At 62.6% G+C, this 20487-nt stretch carries 22 protein-coding genes and 1 pseudogene; 13 read left to right on the top strand and 10 right to left on the bottom strand.

The window, feature by feature from the left end; translation table 11 throughout:
• Window positions 1-134 precede the first annotated feature (134 nt).
• Both AC56QX_RS20050 and AC56QX_RS20045 read left to right on the top strand, forming a co-directional pair.
• On the top strand, window positions 135-689 hold the full coding sequence (locus AC56QX_RS20050) for a chromate transporter (protein WP_497110171.1): 555 nt from the start codon (window positions 135-137) through the stop codon (window positions 687-689).
• Entirely contained in the window at window positions 689-1240 is a 552-nt protein-coding gene (locus AC56QX_RS20045; RefSeq protein WP_497117817.1) for a chromate transporter, read from the top strand. The genes AC56QX_RS20050 and AC56QX_RS20045 overlap by 1 nt, the downstream gene beginning before the upstream one ends.
• A gap of 35 nt (window positions 1241-1275) precedes the next feature.
• On the opposite strand, the gene AC56QX_RS20040 is transcribed toward AC56QX_RS20045, so the two are convergent.
• From AC56QX_RS20040 to AC56QX_RS20015, 6 genes are all read right to left on the bottom strand, one after another.
• Window positions 1276-2454, bottom strand: a complete 1179-nt coding sequence (locus AC56QX_RS20040) for a BaiN/RdsA family NAD(P)/FAD-dependent oxidoreductase (RefSeq protein WP_497110170.1) — start codon at window positions 2452-2454, stop codon at window positions 1276-1278.
• A 112-nt stretch (window positions 2455-2566) separates the two neighbouring features.
• Window positions 2567-3304, bottom strand: coding sequence for a dienelactone hydrolase family protein (locus AC56QX_RS20035; protein WP_497110169.1), 738 nt, complete (start codon window positions 3302-3304; stop codon window positions 2567-2569).
• 113 nt (window positions 3305-3417) lie between these two features.
• A complete protein-coding gene (locus AC56QX_RS20030) occupies window positions 3418-4725 on the bottom strand; it encodes a CynX/NimT family MFS transporter (RefSeq protein WP_497110168.1) in 1308 nt (435 codons plus the stop codon).
• The gene (locus AC56QX_RS20025; RefSeq protein WP_497110167.1) at window positions 4722-5399 is read right to left on the bottom strand and encodes a FadR/GntR family transcriptional regulator; all 678 of its coding nucleotides are present in this window, start codon (window positions 5397-5399) and stop codon (window positions 4722-4724) included. The genes AC56QX_RS20030 and AC56QX_RS20025 overlap by 4 nt, the downstream gene beginning before the upstream one ends.
• A gap of 102 nt (window positions 5400-5501) precedes the next feature.
• Window positions 5502-6179 carry a hypothetical protein gene (locus AC56QX_RS20020; protein ID WP_497110166.1) on the bottom strand — a complete coding sequence of 226 codons (678 nt, stop codon included), beginning with the start codon at window positions 6177-6179 and terminating at the stop codon, window positions 5502-5504.
• A 104-nt stretch (window positions 6180-6283) separates the two neighbouring features.
• Window positions 6284-7858: a trimethylamine methyltransferase family protein gene (locus tag AC56QX_RS20015; RefSeq protein WP_497110165.1), complete on the bottom strand. Its 1575-nt coding sequence runs from the start codon at window positions 7856-7858 to the stop codon at window positions 6284-6286.
• Between the two features lie 289 nt (window positions 7859-8147).
• On the opposite strand from AC56QX_RS20015, the gene AC56QX_RS20010 reads away from it, so the two are divergent.
• Window positions 8148-8846, top strand: a complete 699-nt coding sequence (locus tag AC56QX_RS20010; RefSeq protein ID WP_027029468.1) for a corrinoid protein — start codon at window positions 8148-8150, stop codon at window positions 8844-8846.
• An 85-nt stretch (window positions 8847-8931) separates the two neighbouring features.
• Here the strand turns inward: AC56QX_RS20010 and AC56QX_RS20005 are convergent, their stop codons facing one another.
• The gene (locus AC56QX_RS20005) at window positions 8932-9069 is read right to left on the bottom strand and encodes an entericidin A/B family lipoprotein (protein WP_149905337.1); all 138 of its coding nucleotides are present in this window, start codon (window positions 9067-9069) and stop codon (window positions 8932-8934) included.
• 64 nt (window positions 9070-9133) lie between these two features.
• Between AC56QX_RS20005 and AC56QX_RS20000 the strand changes: the two genes are divergently transcribed.
• Window positions 9134-9763 (top strand): DUF1638 domain-containing protein, encoded by a 630-nt coding sequence (locus tag AC56QX_RS20000; protein WP_497110164.1) that lies wholly within the window; start codon window positions 9134-9136, stop codon window positions 9761-9763.
• A gap of 107 nt (window positions 9764-9870) precedes the next feature.
• On the opposite strand, the gene AC56QX_RS19995 is transcribed toward AC56QX_RS20000, so the two are convergent.
• Window positions 9871-10185 carry a hypothetical protein gene (locus AC56QX_RS19995; protein ID WP_497110163.1) on the bottom strand — a complete coding sequence of 105 codons (315 nt, stop codon included), beginning with the start codon at window positions 10183-10185 and terminating at the stop codon, window positions 9871-9873.
• A gap of 2 nt (window positions 10186-10187) precedes the next feature.
• On the bottom strand, window positions 10188-10793 hold the full coding sequence (locus AC56QX_RS19990; RefSeq protein WP_497110162.1) for an NAD-dependent epimerase/dehydratase family protein: 606 nt from the start codon (window positions 10791-10793) through the stop codon (window positions 10188-10190).
• A gap of 154 nt (window positions 10794-10947) precedes the next feature.
• Here AC56QX_RS19990 and AC56QX_RS19985 point away from each other — a divergent pair, with 154 nt between their 5' ends.
• The 7 genes and pseudogenes from AC56QX_RS19985 (at window position 10948) to AC56QX_RS19955 (ending at window position 17710) form a co-directional block, all read left to right on the top strand.
• Window positions 10948-11523 (top strand): DUF4893 domain-containing protein, encoded by a 576-nt coding sequence (locus tag AC56QX_RS19985; RefSeq protein ID WP_497110161.1) that lies wholly within the window; start codon window positions 10948-10950, stop codon window positions 11521-11523.
• 90 nt (window positions 11524-11613) lie between these two features.
• Window positions 11614-12396: a formyl transferase gene (locus AC56QX_RS19980; protein WP_497110160.1), complete on the top strand. Its 783-nt coding sequence runs from the start codon at window positions 11614-11616 to the stop codon at window positions 12394-12396.
• Between the two features lie 203 nt (window positions 12397-12599).
• A complete protein-coding gene (locus AC56QX_RS19975; RefSeq protein WP_227346844.1) occupies window positions 12600-12902 on the top strand; it encodes a virulence factor in 303 nt (100 codons plus the stop codon).
• Window positions 12895-13491, top strand: a complete 597-nt coding sequence (locus AC56QX_RS19970) for a methylenetetrahydrofolate reductase C-terminal domain-containing protein (RefSeq protein WP_497110159.1) — start codon at window positions 12895-12897, stop codon at window positions 13489-13491. Before AC56QX_RS19975 ends, AC56QX_RS19970 begins: the two co-directional genes overlap by 8 nt.
• Window positions 13488-14579, top strand: a complete 1092-nt coding sequence (locus AC56QX_RS19965) for a methylenetetrahydrofolate reductase (RefSeq protein ID WP_172227910.1) — start codon at window positions 13488-13490, stop codon at window positions 14577-14579. Before AC56QX_RS19970 ends, AC56QX_RS19965 begins: the two co-directional genes overlap by 4 nt.
• A 78-nt stretch (window positions 14580-14657) precedes the next feature.
• Window positions 14658-15630 (top strand): annotated as a pseudogene (locus AC56QX_RS19960) (methyltetrahydrofolate cobalamin methyltransferase).
• 10 nt (window positions 15631-15640) lie between these two features.
• The gene (locus tag AC56QX_RS19955; protein ID WP_497110158.1) at window positions 15641-17710 is read left to right on the top strand and encodes an ASKHA domain-containing protein; all 2070 of its coding nucleotides are present in this window, start codon (window positions 15641-15643) and stop codon (window positions 17708-17710) included.
• Window positions 17711-17759: 49 nt separating this feature from the next.
• Here AC56QX_RS19955 and AC56QX_RS19950 read toward each other — a convergent pair whose 3' ends face one another.
• On the bottom strand, window positions 17760-18785 hold the full coding sequence (locus AC56QX_RS19950) for an acyltransferase family protein (protein ID WP_497110157.1): 1026 nt from the start codon (window positions 18783-18785) through the stop codon (window positions 17760-17762).
• 317 nt (window positions 18786-19102) lie between these two features.
• Here AC56QX_RS19950 and AC56QX_RS19945 point away from each other — a divergent pair, with 317 nt between their 5' ends.
• Together AC56QX_RS19945 and AC56QX_RS19940 are read left to right on the top strand one after the other, a co-directional pair.
• Complete coding sequence (locus tag AC56QX_RS19945) at window positions 19103-19288, top strand: hypothetical protein (RefSeq protein WP_497110156.1); 186 nt, start codon at window positions 19103-19105, stop codon at window positions 19286-19288.
• 233 nt (window positions 19289-19521) lie between these two features.
• Entirely contained in the window at window positions 19522-20475 is a 954-nt protein-coding gene (locus tag AC56QX_RS19940; protein ID WP_497110155.1) for an alpha/beta hydrolase, read from the top strand.
• The last annotated feature ends 12 nt before the right edge of the window (window positions 20476-20487 follow it).

Raw genomic sequence — 20487 nt, 5'->3', positions numbered from 1 at the left:
AGCGCTTTGACGGTGGGATGCCCCACTGGGACGACTTCACGACAGACGCAAAAAAGAGTGACTTGTGATCATCCGTATGGTGCTGGCAATTCCATCTCGGCTCCTCACCAACGGCTGCGGCCAGAACGTCAAAAATGTCGAAACCGGAAACAGCACCCGTCCCTAGCTGTTCGCAGCTGTTCTGGATTTTCACCCGCATCGCCTTGACGAGTTTCGGCGGTGGAGTGAGTGGTTGGCTGCTGCGGGAATTTGTCCAAAACCGCAAGTGGATGACGCAGGAAGAATTTCTCAACGGCCTGTCGATTTCCCAGGCGCTGCCGGGCGTGAACGTCAAGAACATGGCCGTCTGGATCGGCTACAGGCTGCTTGGCTGGCGTGGCGCCATCATTGGTTTTGTCGGCATCATCGTCCCGCCCGCCATCGTCATAGTCCTGTTGGGAACGCTGTTCTCCTCGCTGTCGCGGTATCCGCTGACGCATGTGGCGTTGACCGGAGCCGCGGCGGCGGCCGTTGGCCTGTCGCTGTCAATGGGCATCACGGCCGCGCGGGCGGTGCCTCGAAAGGCAGTTCCCATTGCGATTATGGCTGGCACTTTCATTGCCGTCGCACTCCTGCACTGGCCCCTCTTCTGGGTCGTTCTCGCCGCCGGGTCCGTAAGCGTCGCCTACACCTACGCGGAGGCTAGGTGATGAGCGAGCCCCCACACACATCGTTGTTGCTGAGCTTGTTGGCGGTATTTGCTCCGCTCTCCCTCGTCACGATCGGCGGCGGGCAGAGTGCCATCGCCGATATCAACCGGCAGGTTGTCGACGTCCATCAGTGGCTGAGCCAGGCGCAATTCGTCGACGCCTTCGCCATCTCGCGGATGGCGCCTGGGCCAGGATCCCTGCTGGTTACGCTGATTGGCTGGCAAGTCGCGGGGTTTTGGGGCGCTGTCGTTTCGACGCTGGCAATTTTCGGCCCGACCACCTTTCTTATCTACGCGGTCGCCCATATGTGGTCCCGCAATGGCGGAGCGCGCTGGAAACGAGCGCTGGAGGCAGGGCTCCGGCCAGTCGCCGCGGGGATGATCCTGGCCGCGACCTATGTGTTGCTCCAGGCCATCGATGGCGGCTGGTTCGCACGTGCCGCGGCATTCGCATCAACGGCAACACTGCTTTGGACCAAGGTCAATCCGCTCCTCTTGATCGGCGCAGGCGTGGCTATTTTCATCGGACTTCATGCGATGAGCCTGGTTTAGGCACCCCCCGAAGGCAGCGGTAACATAGGCGCTGCTTAAGCCGCCTGCCCCGCCACCCAGCCCGACGACCATGCCCACTGGAAATTGTAACCGCCAAGCCAGCCGGTGACATCGACGACTTCGCCGATGAAGAACAAGCCCGGCACGGATTTCGCCTGCATCGTCTTCTGATCAAGTGCGTTGGTATCGACCCCGCCCAGCGTCACTTCGGCGGTGCGGTAGCCCTCGGAACCGGCCGGCTTGATGCGCCAGTCGTTAACCGCGGCGTCGACCGTTTTGACGTGGGCGTCCGAAAGATCGGCGAGGTTGCCGTCGAGCCCCGTGCGCTCCGCGATCGACTGTGCAAGCCGTTTCGGCAGGTGATTTGCAAGCACTGTCTGCACTGCCTGCCGTCCATTGGCGCGTTTGGCTGTGCGGATGAGGCCCGCCACGTCGACCCCGGGCAGCATGGAGATGCGGATTTCGTCGCCCTCGCGCCAATAGGATGAGATTTGCAGGATGGATGGCCCGCTGACGCCGCGATGTGTGAAGAGCATCGCTTCGGAAAACTTTGTCTTGCCACAAGCGACTTCCGCGTCGACGGCGTTGCCGGCCAACGGCGCCAGCCGCTCGAGTGTCTTTGCGTCGAAGGTCAGCGGCACCAGCGCCGGCCGCGTTTCGACAAGGGCAAGCCCGAACTGTTCGGCAAGTTCATAGCCGCACCCCGTCGCCCCCATCTTGGGGATCGACTTGCCGCCGCACGCCACGACCAGGGACTGGCAGTTGACCGCGCCGGTGGAGAGGGTGAGCACGAACCCTTCCGGGGTTTTGCGCACATCCCTAACCTCGGTCGACAGTGCCAGTTCTACGCCCCGGCCCTGCATTTCCGCGACCAACATGTCGATGATCTGGCGCGCGGAGCCGTCGCAGAACAGCTGCCCCAGCGTCTTCTCGTGATAGGCGATGCGGTGGCGTTCGACGAGCGCGATGAAGTCGCGCTGCGTGTAGCGGCTGAGCGCCGAGATGCAGAAATGCGGATTGCCCGAGATAAAGTTCTTCGGGCTGGCGTGGATGTTGGTGAAATTGCAACGGCCACCGCCGGAGATGCGGATCTTTTCGCCCGGCGTTGCCGCGTGATCGAGGATCAGCACCGAACGGCCACGCTTGGCGGCCTCCATGGCGCACATCATTCCGGCTGCGCCAGCGCCGATGATCACGACATCGTAGGATTGCATCAGACCAGCCGTTCCCGCTCGGCCCCCACTCAATTCGGGGGGCCGTCATTCAGGCTGCCTGATACCGCGAACGGGTCGGGCCGCCAACAGGCAAGAGTAGCCTCATCAAAGCTCAGATCAGCGTTTCGGCAAACAGCGTGGTCAGCCTTTGCCAATGCCGCTCGGCGCCGGCTTCGTTGTAGACGCTGTGATCCGGCACGCACCAGCCATGAGCCATGCCGACATAGTTCTCGATCGTATGGTCGACCTCTGCATGTCGCAGCGCCTCTTCCAGCCGCGTCGACTGCTCCGGCGGGAAACTCCTGTCGACGCCCGCCATGCCGACATAGACGCGCGCCTTGATGGCGGCGGCCTTGCGGTGCGGGCTGTCGGCGGCATCGGAGGCGAGATTGCCGCCATGGAAACTGGCGGCGGCCTTGATCCTGTCCGGGTAGGCCGCGGCGGCGTTGATCGCCCGCGCGCCGCCCATGCAATAGCCGACAGTGCCGATCGGCCCGGTGACGCCTTCGCCCGCGAGCGCATCGAGGAATGCGGCGCCGTCGCCGATGGTCATCTCCTGCGTCGTGCCGGTGACCAGCGCCATCAGCGCTGCCTTGGTCTTTTCCTCGGTGAAAGCGGTCTTGGCGTCGAAGGGACCGTAAGGCGCGTTGCGATGGAAGAGATCGGGCACCAGCACCGCATAGCCCTCGCCCGCCAGCCGCTCGGCCATACCGTCGAGCGCCGGACGCGGACCGAATGCGTCCTGATAGAGAATGACACCAGCCTTGGCCGGGGAGCTCTTGGCCGAGCGGAACAGGCCCGCCTTGGCCACTCCGTCACGGGTCTTGATCTGAAGGTCCTGCTTCGTCATTGCCTGCTCCACTCATTCGATGCGCGATACATATCCGCGCATGCGACAACGGCAAGACATTGCCTGAACGTGGCGGTCAACATTTCGTGCAGCCTAGCGTCAAGCCGTGAGGATCAATCTTGGCCGTCGATGCGCATGGTTCGGGCGCCGACATGCAGCGCACGTCCGGCACCGAACCCCATGATGGCCGCCCCCAGTCCGAGCGCGACGAACAGGAAGGCCGATTCCGAAAAACTGCCGGTCCAGCCGCGGATCAGGCCGACCAGCAGCGGGCCGGTTGCCGCAAGCACATAGCCGACACCTTGCGCCATGCCGGACAGATGCGCGGCGACATGCGAATCCGGCGAGCGCAGCACGATCAGGGTCATGGCGGCGGCGATCAGGCCGCCCTGCCCGATGCCTTGCAGAACCGCCCAGAACAGCACGGTCGAGGTCGGTGCGAACAGGATGCCGAGCAGCGCAACCACCGCGATGCCAACGAGCGCCACGTTGATGCCGCGCTGGTCCTTGAGCCGCACTGCGACGGAAGGCACAGCAAGGCAAGTGATGACCTGCGCCATGACAGACACCGAAGCGATGGCGCCGGCGGTGGCAGCGTCGAAGCCGCGCTCGCGCAGGATCGGCGCCAGCCAGCCGAAGATGCAATAGGCAAGCGCCGACTGCAGTCCCATGAACAGCGTCACCTGCCAGGCCAGGCGATCGCGCCACAGGCCGACGACGCGAAAGCCGCGATGGCTGACCTGCCGCCGGCTGGTGAGCGCCTGCGGGACCCAGATCAGCAGCACGAGCAATGTCGGCACCGCCCATGCAGCGAGCGCGCCCGACCATGAGCCCGTGACAAGATGCTCGATCGGCAGGGTGAGACCGGCGGCAGCGGCCGAGCCGGCGCAGAGCGCCATGGTGTAAAGCCCGGTCATGACGGCGGCGCTGCCGGCAAAATCGCGCTTGACCAGACCTGGCAAAAGCACATTGCCGATGGCAATGGCGCCGCCGGCAAGGAAGGTAGCGACAAACAGCAGCGGCACCGAGCCGAACCAGCGCAGCCCGGTTCCCAGCGCCAGCAGCACGAGCGCGCCGAGCAAGGTGCGCTCAGCCCCGTAGCGCTGGGCAAGCTTTGGCGCAAAGGGTGCGAACAGGCCGAGGCACAGGACCGGCAGCGTGGTCAGCAGGCTGGCGCCGGTGGTCGAAAGACCGGTCGCCTGCATCACCTCGGGCAACAGCACAGACAGGCTGGAAAACAGCGGCCGCAAATTGAACGCGATCAGCACAAGGCTGGCGCCAAGCACGACGCGCGCGATACGGCTGCGCAGTTCGGGCGGCTGCGGCTGCGGCAGGCTATCGGCTTCGGCATCGATGAGGTCCAGCCCCTCGACGGCCCCGGATTGCACCGTCAGGCCGGGCTGGCGAAATGTCTGGTTCATGGGGACAGCAGTCTTTCAAGTTGGGCAAGCACCGGCGCCATGAAGGCGCGGACGGCGGCAACCGCACGGTCCGGATCGTTCGCGGCGATGGCGTCGACGATTGCCCCGTGCGCCTGCTGGTCCGGCTCGGGCAATTCGCCGTCGATGGTGGCATGGATGGTTTCGGCGATTGCCGCGGTGAAGAAGTCGTAGAGCTCCATCATCGCTCTGTTGCCGGACGCGGCGACGACCGATTTGTGGAAGGCGAGATCGCGCAGGATGAAGGCTTCGCTGCCACCGTCGGCAACGGTGCCGCGCTCGGCCAGCAGTTGGCGCATCCGGTCGAGATCGTTGGGCGTGTGACGCAAGGCGGCAAGCCGTGCGGCCTCCAGGTCGAGCGCTGCCCGCGCCTCCCATTGGTCGCGCAAGCCGGTGCGTTTGACGCGGTCGAGCGCGGCGGAAGAATCGACGGTCGAGCGCACATAGGTGCCCGAGCCTTGCCGCGTATCCAGCAACCCTTGCGAGACCAGCACTCTCACCGCCTCGCGCACCGTGCCGCGGCTGACCGACAGAAGGTCGCTGAGGGCCGCCTCGTTGGGAATGCGCTCGCCGACGCCCCAGCGGCCGCCGACGATTTCAGCACGCAGGCTCCCGGTAGCACTGTCGGTAAGATTGGTTCGGATGGCAGGTTGCATCGGCCTATTCATCAAGTCATCGGATGACTTGATGAATAGGCTTGCTTCTCCCTGTCGTCAAGCTACCGATCGAGGTGGAAGCTCACCAAGCTATGGCGTTGATCAGTTGGTGGATCGTGAAAAGCTCGCCATGTGGAAGGCCTGGACCTCCGGCGGATAGCGATACTCCGTGCCATAGGGACAGGCATTGCGATCAAGGCAGCCGCCGCTGCGGCACGGCTCGCCACTTACTCCCCGTACATGCGCCAGGCAGGCCTGATAGGCGAACCCTGCCGGGGAATAGGCGTCAACCGGACAGGATTTCAGACATGGTTTCTCGACACAGGCGTCGCAAAGGTGAATTGCTTCACCCTGCTCTGGAAGCGCGATCTCGTCCTCGAACAGCAGCGCACCGCGATAGGCATGCCAAAGCCCGTATTGCGGGTGCATGAGGATGCCGAGCGGCGACGGTTTTAATCCTTCGGCCCGCATCGCCCATTGCTGGAACGGCAGATAGGGTTTGTCGGACGGTGAAACGGCGCGCGCCCCGACTGCCGCAGCCACATCGCCGATGACCTGCCGTGACCAGCTGTCGAGCGGATTGGCGATTTGCTGTGGCTGCCTTTCGCGCCAGCGCAGGAAATGCGGCCAGGGCGCCGCACCCGCCTGCCCCACCAGCAGGACGGACCTGGAGGGAGCGCCTGAGGCGCCATGAGGAACACCCTCGTCACCAGAAAAAACAAAACCACCGCGCAGGATGAGGCTGTTGGCGCCAAGCGCGGCCGTGATCTCCTCGATCATGCCGCGCGCAGTCATCCCTTCTTGTCCGGATCGGAGAAGGCGCTCCGCCAGACTTCCTTGTGGATGATGTTGGCGACTTTAGCCCCGCCTGACTCGGGCTCCTTTCAAGTGAAGGCGTCGGGCATCGACCCCTTCTTCTTGGCGATGAACTCCTTCAGCGCTTCGTCGATGCTCGGGTCGAGATAGGGCGCCTCATAGCTTTCCAGCCAGCGGCGGGCGAGTTCGTTGGCGCGCTGCGGCGCGGTCTTCTCACCCTCGGCCAGCCACTGCTCGTAGGAATTGTTGTCGGCAATGTTGGAACGGTAGAAGGCGGTCTGGAAATTCGCCTGGGTGTGGTCGCAGCCGAGATAGTGGCTGCCCGGCCCTACCTGGCGGATGGCATCCATCGCCTGGCCGTTCTCCGACAGATCGACGCCTTCGGAGAATTTCTGCGTCATGCCGAGCTGGTCGATGTCCATCATGAATTTTTCATAGCAGGACGCCAGCCCACCCTCGAGCCAGCCGGCTGAATGCAGCACGAAATTGGTGCCGGCGAGAATGGTCGAGTTCAGCGTGTTGGCGCTTTCGTAGGCCGCCTGTGCGTCCGGAACCTTGGATGCGCAGAGCGAACCGCCGGTGCGGAACGGCAGGCCGAGCCGACGCGCGAGTTGCGCCGCGCCATAAGATACCAGCGACGGTTCCGGCGTACCGAAGGTCGGTGCACCGGACTGCATCGAGATCGACGAGGCGAAGGTGCCGAACAGCACCGGAGCGCCCGGCCGGATCAGCTGCGTGAACGAGGCGCCGGCCAGCACTTCGGCCAGCACCTGTGTCAGCGTGCCGGCGACCGTCACCGGGCTCATCGCGCCGGCCAGGATGAACGGCGTGACGATGCAGGCCTGGTTGTGGCGCGAATAGACTTTCAGAGCGCCGAGCATGGTCTCGTCGAACACCATCGGCGAGTTGGCGTTGATCAGGCTGGTCAGCACCGTGTTGTTCTCGACGAAGTCGTCGCCGAAGACGAGCTTGGCCATCGCCACCGTGTCTTCAGCCCGCTCCGGCGCGGTGACCGAGCCCATGAACGGCTTGTCGGAATATTTGATATGGCTGTAGATCATGTCGAGATGGCGCTTGTTGACCGGCACATCGACCGGCTCGCAGACCGTGCCACCCGAATGGTGGATCGACGGCGCCATATAGGCGAGCTTCACGAAATTCTGGAAATCCTCGATCGTGGCATAGCGCCTGACACCATCGAGGTCGCGCACGAAGGGCGGGCCATAGACCGGCGCGAAGACAGTGGCATTGCCGCCGATCTGCACAGAGCGTTCTGAATTGCGGGCATGCTGGGTGTAGACGGACGGCGCGGTTTTCAGCAGCGAACGGCAAAGCCCCTTCGGGAAATGCACGCGCTCGCCCTTGACGTCGGCGCCGGCCTCTTTCCACAGCTGCAGCGCTTCGGCGTCGTCGCGGAAGATGATGCCGATCTCTTCCAGCACCGTATCGGTGTTCTTCTCGATCAGCGCCAGGCCCTCTTCGTTGAGCACCTCATAGACGTTGATCTTGCGCTTTATGTAGGTGAGCTGCGTGCCGGGGCCACCGCCCGAACGCGCCGCGCGCCTTGCCGCCGCGCCGCCGCTGGCAGCGCGCCCACGCCGCGCGTTTGACGCTTCCTGGTCGACTGCCGCGTGTTCACTCATGATCGCTCTTCCCTGAATATGGCCAGGCCTGACGATGGCTGGTCCGTAACCGTTGCGGCCGCATGGCGCGGCTTTCGCCGGATCGTAGCCATGCACCCTATTCGAAACGGCCCGTCCGCGCCAACGCCTGTCGCAAAATCGACAAGAAAACCAATAGATTTTCCAGTCGCTTTCCTTTTGCGGGAAGTCGCAAATCAGCTATGGATACCCGCCCGTTGCGGGTTAGGTATGAACGCTAATATTTTGTGCCTTGCGACGCAGTCGCGATGCCGTGAGGAGCTGGATTAAAATGTCCGACGACGAGATCATCCTTTCTGAACTTTCCGACGACGAGTTGGTGCAGCAGATGCACGACGATCTCTATGACGGGCTGAAGGAAGAGATCGAGGAAGGCACTAACATCCTGCTGGAGCGCGGCTGGGTGCCCTACAAGGTGCTGACGGAAGCGCTGGTCGAAGGCATGCGCATCGTCGGCGAGGATTTTCGCGACGGCATCCTCTTCGTTCCCGAAGTGCTGCTGTCGGCCAACGCCATGAAGGCCGGCATGTTCATCCTGCGTCCGCTGCTCGCCGCCACCGGCGCGCCCAAGCAGGGCAAGATGGTGATCGGCACCGTCAAGGGCGACATCCACGACATCGGCAAGAACCTCGTCGGCATGATGATGGAAGGTGCCGGCTTCGACGTCATCGACCTCGGCATCAACAATGCGGTCGAGAAATATCTCGATGCGATCGAGCAGCATCAGCCCGACATCATCGGCATGTCGGCGCTTTTGACCACCACCATGCCCTACATGAAGGTCGTCATCGACACGATGAAGGAAAAGGGCATTCGCGACGACTATGTCGTGCTGGTTGGCGGCGCGCCGCTCAACGAAGAATTCGGCAAGGCCGTCGGCGCCGACGCCTATTGCCGCGATGCCGCGGTGGCGGTCGAGACCGCCAAGGACTTCATGAAGCGCAAGCACAACGTCCGCGCTTCGGCCTGACCCAAGGCATCAGGATGGACCGACAAGAAAAGCCGCGCCTTGCAGCGCGGCTTTTTTGTTCCCAGATGATGGACGAGGCTGCCGATCAGTTGGCGACAGTGTCCTTGACCGCTCTTGCCGTCGATTTGACGTCTTTGCCGACGCCGCGAACGGTGTTCGCGCAAGCCGTAAGGGCCAGGACAGAGGCAAGAATGGCAATCGGTGCGATGCGTAGCAGTTTCATGGACGGTGTCTCCCTCAACAGATAAATTAGCCCCACAGCAACGAAGGCCGGCTCGACTGGTTCCATGGCCAAAACACAGAAAACGAAACCGAATCAAGGCGACAGGCTGCTCGTCATCGCCTGCGGGATGATTGCGCGCGAGGTGTTGGCCGTCAAGGAACAGCTCGGGCTGCATCACCTCGAATTGACCTGCCTGCCGGCGGAGTTTCATTTCTATCCCGACCGCATCGCGCCCGCCATGGACAAGGCGATCGCGAAGGCCAAGGCGGAAGGATACGAGCACATCTTCGTCGGCTATGCCGATTGCGGCACCGGTGGCCTGCTTGACCGCGTCCTGGAGAAGCATGGCGTCGAGCGCATGGCCGGACCGCATTGCTTCGCCTTCTATCAAGGCATGGAGGCCTACGCGAAAATCGCCGACGACGACATGATGTCCTTCTACATGACGGACTTCCTTTGCCGTCAGTTCGATGCCTTCTTCATGAAGCCGCTCGGCCTCGACAAGCACCCGGAGCTGATCAAGGACTATTTCGGCAATTACCAGAAGCTGATCTACCTCGCCCAGACCAACGATCCGGAGCTCGACAAGGTCGCGGAAAGGGCAGCGGCCCTGCTCGGCCTTGCCTATGAGCGGCGCCCGACCGGCTATGGCGACCTGACGGCCGGAATGGCGCTGGCGGCCGCGCATGCCTGACGACTCCTAAAGCAATTCCAGGAAAAGTGTGAGCGGTTTTCCGTCAGGAATTGCGTCAAAACAAAGAGTTAGAGCGGTTCGCCGTTTCCATGAAACGGTGAAACGCTCTAGGAGACGTTCTCCTCAGCCCGCAATTGTGCCAGCACATCGGCAAAACTCGTCTTGCAGACAAAACCCAGCCTGTCCTGCGCCCGCGACGCGTCATAGACCCGGTCGATAGGGGAAAACATCGTCCAGCCCTTTCGCGCGTAGAGCTCGGGAAAGTCTGGGAAATAACGCGCAACGACCGATGGCGCGTCCCTGATCAGCGCCTCGCAGTCGTCGGGCTGGAACGGCGTCGGCGCACAGATGATAAAAGTATCGAAGCCGAGAAGCGGCGCCTTCTCCAGCGCGGCGATATGAGCCTGCGCTGCATCTTCCACCGTCAGCCGCCGGAACAAAACTCGTTCGCCTTGGTGTTGGCGTCAGACTGTTCGATCGCATGCGCCATGTCATCGGCTTCGGGAAAGAATCGGGCCGTGCGCAGCACGACCACCGGCAGGCGGTGCTGAAGATGATAGAGGCGGCAGAGATGCTCGGCCGAAAGCTTGGTCACGCCATAGATGTTGCGCGGCTCGGGCGACATCGCCTCCGTCAGCCAGGCGGCCTTGCGCGCACCGCCCTTGAACCCGGCGCGTATCGCTTGCGAGATCATCAGCGAGGTCGTCGAGGTGAAGACGAAGCGCTGCACGCCGGTCGCCACCGCCGCGTCGAGCAGGTTCAGCGTGCCTTGCACGTTGGTGGCGACGAAATCGCTGTTGGCGCGGCTCTCTATATTGGGCTTGTGCAGCGCGCCGCTGTGAACGATGGCTCCGATCCTGTGATCCCTGACCGTCCTCATGACCAGGTCACGATCAGCAATCGAGCCAACAATGTGCGTCTCCGTTGATGGAGCGGGATCGAGCCCGATCACCTCGTGACCAAGGTCGCGCAGCCGCGGCGCCAGCGCACTGCCCAGCCAACCTGACGATCCCGTGAGCAAGATTCGCATGCGTCACACCATGATTTTTGACGGTGACGCTGTTAAGCACGGATGACAGGCGCGAGCGACCCGGTAAAGTCAGGCATCGGGCGGCAACAGCGTTGCTCCAGACATTAACTGCCATTTCTATTCATTGCCATTTTAGAGACTGCGGGAGTTCCAGATGACCATTCGCCCATTGCTCGCCGCCATCGGCCTGCTCTGCTGCACCCTGCCCGCCTTCGCCGACGGCGAGGTGCAGAAGCTGATCACGCCTGCCGACAAGGTCCGCCTCGACAAATATGGCGAGACGCGCAAGGCAGCCCTTGCCGAAGCGAAGGCGGGCGACCCAGCCGAGGTCAAACAGCTCGATGCCTTGCTGGCGAAGCCGCTGGTGTCGTTCTCCGACAAGGACCTGACCGGCAACTGGCAGTGCCGCACCATCAAGGCAGGTGGGTTGAGCCCGCTCGTCATCTATGGCTGGTTCAAGTGCAAGGTGACCGACGACGGCTCCGGCTGGCGGTTGGAAAAGATCAGCGGCTCGCAGCGAACCCAAGGCCGCTTTTTCGACGACAACGAGAAGCGCGCGATCTATCTCGGCTCCGGCTCCGTCAACAACGATCGGGCAAAACCCTATGGCAGCGGCCCGCAGACCGACCAGGTCGGCTATGCCTTCCGCACCGGCGCCAAGGAATGGCGCATCGAATTGCCCGCGCCCTATTACGAATCGAAGCTCGACATCATCGAGTTCAAGCGCTGAGCGTGGTCATCAAGATTTAACCCCATTCCGGCACAAATTCCGGCCAGCAGCATGCGGCAGGCCGCCGCGTGCAAGGCAGGGAAGCGGGCTATGTCTTCACCGGTTGGAACCAGCGCGCCGATCGTCGTCGTGACCGGCGGCGGGCAGCATGTCTGGGCTATGATCAACGCAATCGCCGATCGCGTTGGTCCTGTCAGCGTCGTCCTCGAAACGCCTGAATCCAAAAAGCAATTGCTGCGTGGTCGGGCTCGCCGCCAGGGCTGGATCTCGGCCATCGGGCAACTTGGCACGATGGTGCTGAGCAGGCTGGGCAAGCGATTCCTGGCCGGCCATGCCGAGCGGTTGATTGCCGAGGAGAAGCTGGAGGTTGAGCCGCGACCGGGCCAGGAGATCATCCAAGTGGCCTCGGCCAATGGACTTGAATGCCTGCAGGCGATCCAGAAAATCCAGCCAGGCGTGGTGCTGCTCAACGGTTGCCGACTGATCTCGGCCGAGATGCTGAGCAAGATGCCTTGCCCGGTGCTCAACTACCATGCGGGCATCACGCCGAAATATCGCGGCATGAATGGCGGCTATTGGGCTCTGGTATCAGGTGATGCGCAGAATTTCGGCACGACTGTCCACCTCGTCGACGCCGGCGTCGACACCGGTGGCGTGCTGAAGCAGGCACGCGGCAGATCGAAAAAAGGCGACACGATCTCAAGTCACGCGCTGCGCCAGACGGCGTTCTCGCGCGACATCTGCGTCGAGGCCGTCCGCGATGCACTCGCCGGGAAACTCACGACGATCGATCCCGGCCTGCCTTCGAAACTGTGGTATCATCCGACGATCTGGTTCTACGTCTGGACCGGCCTCAGAACCGGAATCTGGTAGGTTTTTTCAACCTCGAACCGCATAAGGCACGACGGCCGTTTTGGCACGTCGACCCCGCCGCCGGCACATGCCGCAAACGAATAAACGCACCTTTCATTTTACGACATTGAAATGCGTCGCTTTTGAATGCGCGCGCGTCGTCCCATAACAAGCGGCCCCACGGCGCATGCGGCAATGCTCGATAGTTCGAGGAGCGAGAATTCATGGCCGATCTTATCGTCGTCTACTGGCGCGACATCCCTGCCCAGGTCATCGTCAAGAAGGGCCGTCAGAACGCCAAGCGTGAACTGCCGTTGCGCTTCACCGAGGCCATCGACATGTGCGCCATGCGCACCGGCGCCGGCGGCACCGACGACTATCTCGCAGAATGGCGCAAGGCCGATCCCATTCCTGTCGGCGACGATCTCGAAGCCGAAGTTGAAAAGGCTTTTCAGGACCTCGACACGAAATATGACCGCGAGCGGCTGGTCGCTCTGGTCAAGGCGGGGGGAAAAGAAAATGTCTGAAGCCCAACCGTCAGTTACCCAGGCCACCCAGGTCAAGAAGGCAGCGCCGAAATCCGACTACAAGCCGGCCGACGTGTCGCCACAGCGGCGCGTACAGCGCTCGTTTGCGATCAGGCTGTGGTCGATCCGCCATTCGCGCCTGCTCGAATGGTTCTATGCGCGTTTTGCCGACACCTTCCTGCTGCTCCACCCGCTTTGGAAAGGCCTTGGCTACGGGCGCGTCGAGGCCCCGATCAAGTTCGTCGAAAAACGCGTCAAAGGCTTCATGTTCGACTGCCGCATGTGCGGCCAGTGCATCCTCTCCTCGACCGGCATGTCATGCCCGATGAACTGCCCCAAGCAACTGCGCAACGGCCCCTGCGGCGGCGTGCGCGCCAACGGCAATTGCGAGGTCGAGCCTGATATGCCCTGCGTCTGGGTCAAGGCCTGGGAAGGTTCGCAGAACATGGTCAACTCGGACAATATCCTGACCGTGCAAAAGCCGGTCGACCAGTCGTTGCGCGAAACCTCCGCCTGGCTGCGGGTCACCGCGCAGGCGGCGGCAGCGCGTGAAGCCGCCGCCGCGCCAAAGACCGGAGCCGCCGCATGATCGGCCGTCAGCGCGATGAGAACCCGGCCGGCATTGATCTGCCGCTCGATCCCCTGCCCGGCCACTCCTCGCGCGGCCGGCTGGAGCGTGTGCTGCGGCGCGGTGAATTCGCGGTGACGACCGAGCTCAATCCGCCTGACAGCGCCGACCCGGAAGACGTCTACAACAGGGCGAAGATCTTCGATGGCTGGGTCGACGCCATCAATGCGGTCGACGCGTCCGGCGCCAACTGCCACATGTCGTCGGTCGGCATCTGCGCGCTTTTGACCCGCATGGGCTATGCGCCGATCATGCAGATCGCCTGCCGCGACAAGAACCGCATCGCCATCCAGGGCGACGTGCTGGGAGGTGCTGCCATGGGTGTCGCCAACATGCTGTGCCTGACCGGCGACGGCGTGCAGGCCGGCGACCAACCCGGCGCCAAGCCGGTGTTCGACCTCGATTCCATGTCGCTGCTCGAAACTGTCCGCATCATGCGCGACAACGGCAAATTCCTGTCCGGCCGCAAGCTGACGACGCCGCCGCAGGTCTTCCTCGGTGCTGCCGTCAATCCGTTCGCGCCGCCCTTCGATTTCCGCCCGATCCATCTCGGCAAGAAGATCGCCGCCGGCGCGCAGTTCGTGCAGACGCAGTATTGTTTCGACGTGCCGATGTTCAGGACCTTCATGCAGAAGGCGCGCGATCTCGGCCACACCGAGAAGGTGTTCGTCCTGTGCGGCGTCGGCCCGCTCGCCTCGGCCAAGACAGCCAAGTGGATCCGCAACAACGTGCCGGGTATCCACATCCCGGACGCTATCATCAAGCGGCTGGAAGGCGCGCAGGACCAGAAGAAGGAAGGCAAGCAGCTCTGCATCGACATCATCAACGAGGTGAAGGAAATCCCCGGCATCTCGGGCATCCATGTGATGGCCTACCGCCAGGAGGAATATGTCGCCGAGATCGTCGATGAATCGGGCGTGCTGAAGGGCCGCCAGCCCTGGAAGCGCGAGATCCGTCGCGACGACCAGATGGTTGCCGACCGGCTCGACCACATACTGCACGACGAGATTACCGAAACACAGGTGGACATGGTAAAGACCGCGCACTAAGTGCGGCCGATCACCAGACCCTGGAACGAAACCAGAGACGATATAAAGAAGCACTTTATATCAAGGCGGAGAGACTTCATGACCCGGACCATTGTCGCCTCGGCGACACGAGAGATCATCATCGGCTTCGACCAGCCCTTCTGCGTCATCGGCGAGCGCATCAACCCGACCGGCCGCAAGAAGCTCGCCGCCGAGATGATCGCCGGTAATTTCGACACCGTGATCAGGGACGCGCTGGAACAGGCCGCCTGCGGCGCCACCATGCTCGACGTCAACGCCGGCGTCACCTCGGTCAACCCGAACGAGACCGAACCCGGCCTTCTCGTGCAGACGCTGGAGATCGTGCAGGGGCTGGTCGACCTGCCGCTATCCATCGACAGCTCGGTCACCGCCGCGATCGAGGCAGCACTCAAGGTCGCCAAGGGCCGCCCGCTGGTCAACTCCGTCACCGGCGAGGAGGAAAAACTCGAAGCCATCCTGCCGCTGGTCAAGAAATACAACGTGCCGGTCGTCGCCATTTCCAACGACGAGACCGGCATTTCGATGGATCCGGACGTGCGCTTTGCCGTCGCCAAGAAGATCGTGCAGCGTTGCGCCGATTTTGGCATTCCGGCGCATGACGTCGTCGTCGACCCGCTGGTCATGCCGATCGGTGCGCTGGGCGACGCCGGCCGCCAGGTGTTCGCGCTGCTGCGTCGCTTGCGCGAAGAGCTCAAGGTCAACACCACCTGCGGCCTGTCCAACATCTCCTTCGGCCTGCCGCATCGCCACGGCATCAACGCCGCCTTCATCCCGATGGTGATTGGCGCCGGCATGACCTCGGCGATCATGAACCCGGTGCGTCCGCAGGAAATGGAAGCCGTGCGCGGCGCCAATGTGCTCAACGGCACCGACGAGAACTGCACCAACTGGATCCGCACCTACAAGGACTACAAGCCGGCCGAAGGCGGCCAGTGCAGTCGCGGCACCGACACAGGTCAATGCACCGGGCGACGCTGCTGCCGGCGGTCGCCGTCGCGGCGGCCGTGAAGCCCGGATGGGTCGGGGATAAGCGCGCAATCGTGAATTCACCTGCCAACATCACCGATCCGCTCGTGCTGTTCATGCCGTCAGGCAAGCGCGGGCAGTTTCCCGTCGGCACGCCGGTGCTCGATGCCGCGCGCCAGCTTGGCGTCTATGTCGAGAGCGTGTGCGGCGGCCGCGCCACCTGCGGGCGTTGTCAGATCGAGGTGCAGGAAGGCAATTTCGCCAAGCACAAGATCGTCTCGTCCAACGACCACATCTCGCCCAAGGGACCCAAGGAAGAGCGCTACGAACGCGTGCGCGGCCTGCCCGAGCGGCGGCGCCTGTCCTGCTCGGCGCAGATCCTCGGCGACCTCGTCATCGACGTGCCACAGGATACCGTCATCAACGCGCAGACCATCCGCAAGGATGCCGACACCAGGGTGATCGCCCGCGATACGGCGATACGCATGTGCTATGTCGAGATCGAAGAGCCTGACATGCACAAGCCGCTCGGCGATCTCGACCGGCTCAAGATCGCGCTGATGAAGGATTGGGGCTTCAAAAACCTCGAATTCGACTTCTACCTGCTGCCGCAGGTGCAGGGCATATTGCGCAAGGGCAACTGGACCGCGACCGCCGCCATCCACAAGGATGCCGACAGCGATATCGCGCGCGTCATTTCTTTGTGGCCCGGCCTCAAGAACGAGGCCTATGGGCTCGCCTGCGATATCGGCTCGACCACCATCGCCATGCATCTGGTGTCACTGCTGTCTGGCCGCGTCGCCGCCTCCTCCGGCACCTCGAACCCGCAGATCCGCTTCGGCGAGGATCTGATGAGCCGCGTCTCCTATGTGATGATGAACCCGGACGGGCGCGAAGGCATGACGGTCGCCGTGCGCGAGGCGATCTCCAGCCTCGTCGACAAGGTGTGCGCGGAAGGCAACGTCCAGCGCAACGACATCCTGGATTCCGTCTTCGTCGGCAATCCGATCATGCACCATCTGTTCCTCGGCATCGATCCGACCGAACTCGGCGGCGCCCCCTTCGCGCTCGCCGTCTCGGGCGCGGTGCGCATCAAGGCCTCCGACATCGGCCTCAAACTCAACCAGGGCGCGCGCCTCTATATGCTGCCCTGCATTGCCGGCCATGTCGGCGCCGACGCGGCGGCGGTGACGCTGTCGGAAGGCCCGCACCGCCAGGACGAAATGATGCTGATCGTCGACGTCGGCACCAATGCCGAGATCGTGCTCGGCAATCGCAAGCGCGTTGTCGCGGCCTCCTCACCCACCGGACCGGCCTTCGAGGGCGCCGAAATCTCCGGCGGCCAGCGCGCCGCGCCCGGCGCCATCGAGCGCGTGCGCATCGATCCCGAGACGCTGGAGCCAAAATACCGCGTCATCGGCTCGGAACTGTGGTCCGACGAACCGGGCTTCCTCGACAGCGTGCAGGCGACGGGCGTCACCGGCATCTGCGGCTCCGGCATCATCGAGATCGTGGCGGAGATGTATCTCGCCGGCATCATCTCGGAGGACGGCGTCGTCGACGGCTCACTGGCCGCACGCTCGCCGCGGGTCATCGCCAATGGGCGCACCTTCTCTTATGTGCTGAAGGAGGGCGAGCCGAAGATCACCATCACCCAGACCGACGTGCGCGCCATCCAGCTCGCCAAGGCAGCGCTTTATGCCGGCACCAAGCTCTTGATGGAAAAGCAGAACACCGAGCACGTCGACCGGATCCATTTCGCCGGCGCCTTCGGTTCCTTCATCGATCCGAAATACGCCATGGTGCTGGGCCTGATCCCCGATTGCGACCTCGACAAGGTCTCGGCCGTCGGCAACGCCGCGGGCGCCGGTGCGCGCATGGCGCTGCTCAATCGCGGCTATCGCCGCGAAATCGAGGAGACGGTGAGCCAGATCGAAAAGATCGAGACCGCGCTGGAACCGAAATTCCAGGAACATTTCGTCTACGCCATGGCGCTGCCGAACAAGGTCGACCCATTCCCGAAACTGTCGGCGGCGGTGAAGCTGCCACCACGCAAGACGGTCAGCGAGGACGGTGTCGCCGGTGACGCCGCCCCGCGCCGCCGCTCGCGCGAAGGCCACGCGGCAAGGCGTAGCCGGGAATAAAAGCGCAGCGCGCTGCAACGGATTCAGCGCCCGCGCCTCGAATCCATGTTCAATCCGCGGCAGGCGCAAGTCGAACTATGACTTGACCTGTCACGGGCTTTTGGTGCGTGAGCGGTTTGAGCAAGCCGGTCAGCGGTTTTTCAACGATCAGATAGAGCCCTGCGGAAATCGCAATGCTGACAAAGGCAACCGATGCCGGCTGCCAACCTGGCGGAACCCCAAGCCGCAGTATGATGCCGGTTACCACGACAACTACCAGCACATGCCAGACGTAGATTGAATACGAGGCATTGCCGAAAAATGTGAACAAGGCCATTGGGCTGAACGGTCTGGCGCGCTCGGCAAAAACCGCGCCGGCAACGACCAGCATCGACGGAACACCCCAACGCAAGACACGGGGCATTTCGGGGTCGAGCATCTGGACCATTATCAGCAAGAGAAATCCGCCGACAACCAGCGACAGCGCCAGCACAAGCTGGAGCCGAACATCCTTCACCCACAGGCGCCCGACGACAATGCCGGCGGCGAACTCGAGCACGATGGGCGAGGTAAACGCCTCGGCGTGGCCTTTCAGCAGCAACACGTTCAACACCACCAGCGCCGTCAGCACGCCGATCAGCGCGGCAAAACGCTGCTTCTCGCCCAGCAAGAGCGACAGGGCGAAAATGACGTAAAACATCATTTCATAACACAGCGTCCAGCCCTGGATCACCACGGGGTGAAGTGCACCATTCTGCGTGATCGGAAGAAACAACAGCGAGCCAACGAGATTTGCCGGGCTCAGCACGTGTCCGAAGAGAAATTGCGGCTTGACGAAAATTGCCAGCGCGGTCAGCAACGTGACAATCCAATAAAGCGGCACGATACGAACGATCCGTCGCCACATGAAACGCTGTGGATCAACAGGGTGATCGACCGTGGTCACCCACATGATGAAACCGCTGATGACAAAAAACAGGTCGACCCCTGCTGCGCCAATTGCGAACGGACCGCCGAACTGCTCGCTGATGTGAAAGAGGACTACAGAAAAAGCGGCAAGCCCTCGAAGGTATTGAATACTGTGAATGTCATTCACGCCCGTACCCCTACTACCTAAATTAGCACCCCAAAATGCTGCACTGCACAATAGCGGGCATTTGCTACCTGCTGTCAACCGGCTAAAACCGTAGGTGGCGTTACAGTGTCGCTTTCGGTTGGCTGCGACATGGCCGAGAAGCAATCCCTTCGGGCCTCGAACTCATTTGCATGCAAATGTTTCCGGATCGAACCGATCCGGAAACCGAAACGCTGTTTTCGCGAAATCCACCCGATACATGGCAGGCGCATTTACCCCGCATCGAACGGCAGCCGAAGATAATCCTCGGCTGCAGCCGTTCTTCAAGGGAGATGAAAATGTCGATGTTTGGAAATCTCGGTCGCTTCGGTGCAACCATCAGGCAGACCCATGCCAGGAACAAGGCGATCCGCTCGCTGAACAGCCTGCCGGCACATGTCCAGAAGGACATTGGCTGGCCGGCATCGCCGCCCACCGACCCGCAGGCCGCGCTCACCTCGCTGCTTCTGGGGACCGCGCGCTGATGACCTTCGCCGACAAATGCAAATTGCTCGGCGTCCGCCGGGGGCTCGCACATCCCCGGCGGCAACCAGCAACCGGCTGCGCGCGGCACTTTTGCCGCGCCGCTGACGTCAGTGGCGCGGATCACAGCGCCGTGTGGACACTGCGTAAAACTTGACTTTTTCGGCCAAGGTACGATCTTCGGAATTAGTGGAGGTTTCTCTTAGTCGGCTCTTGCCGAAGTTCGTGTACCCGCATGCTAAGTTTCAAAAGCCACGTCGTGTCCTTTGTGCTCAGGTACAGTCGCAAAAAGGCGTTTTCCAGCCCGGAAAACCTGCAGCGCTGGATCGCGGCCGCGCGCAAGACCGAGGATCACCATCCGCCGGCCTCGCTGCAGCAGCGCTTGGACATCCAGACACGCACCGTCGACGGTTTTCCGGTCTATGAAATCGCTCCAAGAGCCGGCGAGTATAAGCGGATCCTCTATTTGCACGGTGGCGCCTATGTGTTTGAGATCACGCCCTATCACTGGCGCCTGATCGCCGACATGGCCGACCGGCTGGGCTACGGCATCACCGTGCCGATCTATCCCATCGCCCCGGAACACGATTTCCACGCCATGTTCGGTATGGTCGGCGACGTCTATCGCCAGATGCTCGACGAGACGGAAGCGGAAGACATCATCTTCATGGGCGATTCCGCCGGCGGCAACATGGCCGTGGTGCTGACCATGATGGCTGCCGAAGAAGGCTTGCCCCTGCCGTCGCGCCATGTGCTGATCTCGCCCGGCGTCGACATGTCGCTTTCCAACCCAAAGCTGTTCGAGGCTGAGCGCAACGACCCGTGGCTCGGCATTCCAGGCGGCCTCGAAGCCATCCGGATGTACAGTGCCGGCATCGACCGCAGCGACTGGCACATCAGCCCGGTCTACGGTGATCTCTCCGTGCTGCCCAAGACACTGCTTCTGACGGGCTCGCGTGATCTCCTGACCCCCGACAATCTGGTCTTCGCGGAAAAGGCGCGTGCCGCCGGCGCCGAGATCGACGTCGTCCATGAGCAAGGCATGTTCCACGTCTGGCCACTGTTCGACATGCCGGAATCGCGGCGCGCCCGTCAGCACATCGTGGCGTTTCTCAACGAGAGCCCCTTGCCGATCAGGCAAGACACGAGAACAAGGTCAGAAGTGCCCTCCGCCGAGGCGGCGGAGTAGCGCTTCTGCTTG

The organism is Mesorhizobium sp. RCAM 06353 (assembly GCF_059683585.1).
This window is presented reverse-complemented; position numbering and strand designations above follow the sequence as displayed.

Coding starts and splice junctions, on each gene's coding strand:
- AC56QX_RS19990 (WP_497110162.1), bottom strand. CDS start 10,793: ATGCGAATCTTGCTCACGGGATCGTCAGGTTGGCTGGGCAGTGCGCTG.
- AC56QX_RS20010 (WP_027029468.1), top strand. CDS start 8,148: ATGTCCGACGACGAGATCATCCTTTCTGAACTTTCCGACGACGAGTTG.
- AC56QX_RS19965 (WP_172227910.1), top strand. CDS start 13,488: ATGATCGGCCGTCAGCGCGATGAGAACCCGGCCGGCATTGATCTGCCG.
- AC56QX_RS20045 (WP_497117817.1), top strand. CDS start 689: ATGAGCGAGCCCCCACACACATCGTTGTTGCTGAGCTTGTTGGCGGTA.
- AC56QX_RS19985 (WP_497110161.1), top strand. CDS start 10,948: ATGACCATTCGCCCATTGCTCGCCGCCATCGGCCTGCTCTGCTGCACC.
- AC56QX_RS19975 (WP_227346844.1), top strand. CDS start 12,600: ATGGCCGATCTTATCGTCGTCTACTGGCGCGACATCCCTGCCCAGGTC.
- AC56QX_RS20050 (WP_497110171.1), top strand. CDS start 135: ATGTCGAAACCGGAAACAGCACCCGTCCCTAGCTGTTCGCAGCTGTTC.
- AC56QX_RS20025 (WP_497110167.1), bottom strand. CDS start 5,399: ATGCAACCTGCCATCCGAACCAATCTTACCGACAGTGCTACCGGGAGC.
- AC56QX_RS19945 (WP_497110156.1), top strand. CDS start 19,103: ATGTCGATGTTTGGAAATCTCGGTCGCTTCGGTGCAACCATCAGGCAG.
- AC56QX_RS19940 (WP_497110155.1), top strand. CDS start 19,522: ATGCTAAGTTTCAAAAGCCACGTCGTGTCCTTTGTGCTCAGGTACAGT.
- AC56QX_RS20030 (WP_497110168.1), bottom strand. CDS start 4,725: ATGAACCAGACATTTCGCCAGCCCGGCCTGACGGTGCAATCCGGGGCC.
- AC56QX_RS20015 (WP_497110165.1), bottom strand. CDS start 7,858: ATGAGTGAACACGCGGCAGTCGACCAGGAAGCGTCAAACGCGCGGCGT.
- AC56QX_RS19980 (WP_497110160.1), top strand. CDS start 11,614: ATGTCTTCACCGGTTGGAACCAGCGCGCCGATCGTCGTCGTGACCGGC.
- AC56QX_RS20005 (WP_149905337.1), bottom strand. CDS start 9,069: ATGAAACTGCTACGCATCGCACCGATTGCCATTCTTGCCTCTGTCCTG.
- AC56QX_RS20020 (WP_497110166.1), bottom strand. CDS start 6,179: ATGATCGAGGAGATCACGGCCGCGCTTGGCGCCAACAGCCTCATCCTG.
- AC56QX_RS20035 (WP_497110169.1), bottom strand. CDS start 3,304: ATGACGAAGCAGGACCTTCAGATCAAGACCCGTGACGGAGTGGCCAAG.
- AC56QX_RS19970 (WP_497110159.1), top strand. CDS start 12,895: ATGTCTGAAGCCCAACCGTCAGTTACCCAGGCCACCCAGGTCAAGAAG.
- AC56QX_RS20040 (WP_497110170.1), bottom strand. CDS start 2,454: ATGCAATCCTACGATGTCGTGATCATCGGCGCTGGCGCAGCCGGAATG.
- AC56QX_RS20000 (WP_497110164.1), top strand. CDS start 9,134: ATGGCCAAAACACAGAAAACGAAACCGAATCAAGGCGACAGGCTGCTC.